Genomic DNA, 2479 nt, shown 5'->3' with positions numbered 1-2479 from the left:
CAACCAACGGTTTTGGCTATGGTTTCGTTACGGAATGGTACGCGAGTATCATTCCGCCGTAACCATAAATTTAGCAAAAAGGCTCGAAATTCCGATTAGGAATTTCAGCCGTAATGAACTATAGCCGTTGTTGTACACCGTTTTTATTTCGTTTCTTTTAAATAGTAATTCAAAGTGTCTAAAAGTTTTTCTCCTCTTAGGTTCTTTGCAATTATTTTTCCTTTTTTATCAATTAAAAATGAGGTTGGGTAGCCAGTTACATTATAGTTTTCTTTGAATTTATCTGAATCTGCATCTAAAACCTGAGGCCAATTTATTTCGTATTTCTCAATTGCACTTTTTAGCATTTCTTTTGTATCGAATACAGCAACGCCTAAGAATTCAACATCATTTCTATCTGTTTCATCGTAAGCCTTTTTTAAATTAGGAATTTCATTGATACAAGGTGCGCACCAAGTTCCCCAAAACTCTAAATATAAAAGTTTGTCTTGGAAAAAATTTAGATTTAAAGAGTCATTCGATTCAAGCTGTTTAACTACAAATGGTTTTGCATTAAATCCGACTCTTGAAGAATATAAAATAGTGTCCTCTGGCATTTCTTGCAGTCGAAGTTCGTTTGAGTTTATATCAACTCCAAGGTTTTTATAAAGCTTATTATCTATCTCAATAAATTCATTAAAATTCACAAACTCAGAACTCTCATTATCAATTGCAATTAAACTTTTATCATCATAAGTGAGATTTGAAAATCCATTGCTTACTAAAATTCTATTTTCCTGATAAAAGGTTTCTGCAATTTTGGGGAAATTGTAAATTAAATCTCCATCGCTCGTTGAAAGGACTAGAATTTTTATTTCTTTTTCCTTGATTCCATTATTTGTACTTATTTGTGCAACTACTGATTTAGAATTGTCTATTAACTTTTGATAGTCTAATTCAAATGCTCTAGGTGTTGGTTTTAGTATTTGTTCATCGGAAAAATCATTGTCATAGTTTGTGTCAATAATATATTCAAGTTCATCATTTTGATTTTTTCCGATTGCTACGTGGACAAAACAATTAATAGGCTTTTCAGATAATTTTCTTTTGTTTAAATCAATTTTCCAGGATACTTTTAAGTCATTGAAGAATTCATCACTTAAATTTCCTTGTTTGTAGTTTTGATAAGCAAATTGATGCGCATCAAACCATACTTGGGTTACATTTGATTTAGTCCAATTTTTTGGTGTTCCAGTTGTTTCAACTTTGGTATTTCCCCAAATTCCTTTTTCAGTCAGTGGTGTCCAATCCAAAAATCCAAATCGCTTTTCAAAAGGTCCGTAACCTTCAATTTCTTTAAGTTTTAAATGAATTAAATCAGACTTTTTTGATTCTTTCTGACAAGCAAATAGGTTAAATAGAATAAGCAGTATTAATAGTTTTTTCATAGGTTTTTTTAAATGGTGTACAACGGTCTCGGCTATGAGTAGTTGCGTGGGTTAGTACTCAATTTTGAAAGTACACACCAAACTGAAAATCCGCGAGGATTTTCAGAAGTAGGCGAGAACAAGCAATTACTTATAGCCATTGTTGTAAACAGTTTTTTATTCCGTTATATGTTTTGCAATATCTTCTGGCCAAACAACAAATTGTCCATATTGTCCATTCTTTTCAACTCCTCCAGATTCCTTTCCACGTTTTGTTGTTATCCAATCATCTTCTTTCTTATACATCAATTTGTTGTCAGTAAACCAACTATTTACTTTTCTACTGCTTAATCCAGTAACTTTTGACAATTCTTTAGTTGTGAGTAATTTGGATTTTGAAAAGTCTTTGTTTTCTTGAACTTTCTTAAAGGTCTTTTCAGTTTTCTGTTCAATTTCTTTATCAATTTTCTTGACTGAAACTCGAATTTCCTCACTTATTGTTAATAGTCTTTGAACTTCATTATAGATATCGTTATATAAATCAGCGTCTTTTTCTTTAGTGACGTGAATTCCCATTTCGTCATTATTCTGCTGTGAGAATGAGTATAAATTCATTGAAGTTACTATTGCCTCATTTTCGTTCAGATAGCATTTAGCGTGAAGTGAATTACAAAGACTTGTCCTAATTCCAATTTGGCTTTCCAACCAATTACTTTCTTCCACTTGTAATTTGTTTTCTCGATAAATAATTCGGATATCTCTTTTTTGAATATTTAGGTTTTCTAAATGGTCTTTTACTCGTTTATGAAATTGAAGATATGGACTTATCAAAATCAATCGGTCTTTCGTGTTTTTAATCAGTTCTTCTAAATGATATGAAACACCTGTCGTGTTTAAAAATTTTGCCATTATTTATTTCAGTTTCTCGGTTTTCGTAAATTGTTTACAACGGTCCCGTATAACCGTCAGTTACGGTTTTCAAGTTAATAATTTTCGGTTAAGAACTGACGTTAGCAATTCCGAGTGGATTCGGACGTAGTCGAATCCGCCGTAATTGCGGTTATACATTGTTG

At 31.7% G+C, this 2479-nt stretch carries 2 protein-coding genes; both read right to left on the bottom strand.

Features of this window, described 5'->3' with window-relative positions; translation table 11 throughout:
• Positions 1–143 precede the first annotated feature (143 nt).
• The gene (locus tag WA340_RS12680; RefSeq protein ID WP_336129352.1) at positions 144–1427 is read right to left on the bottom strand and encodes a TlpA family protein disulfide reductase; all 1284 of its coding nucleotides are present in this window, start codon (positions 1425–1427) and stop codon (positions 144–146) included.
• A 156-nt stretch (positions 1428–1583) separates the two neighbouring features.
• Positions 1584–2315, bottom strand: a complete 732-nt coding sequence (locus WA340_RS12675; protein WP_336129351.1) for a phospholipase D family protein — start codon at positions 2313–2315, stop codon at positions 1584–1586.
• Positions 2316–2479: the final 164 nt, after the last annotated feature.

Origin of the sequence: Mesoflavibacter sp. CH_XMU1422-2 (assembly GCF_037029245.1) — a bacterium.
GTDB lineage: Bacteria > Bacteroidota > Bacteroidia > Flavobacteriales > Flavobacteriaceae > Mesoflavibacter > Mesoflavibacter zeaxanthinifaciens.
This window is presented reverse-complemented; position numbering and strand designations above follow the sequence as displayed.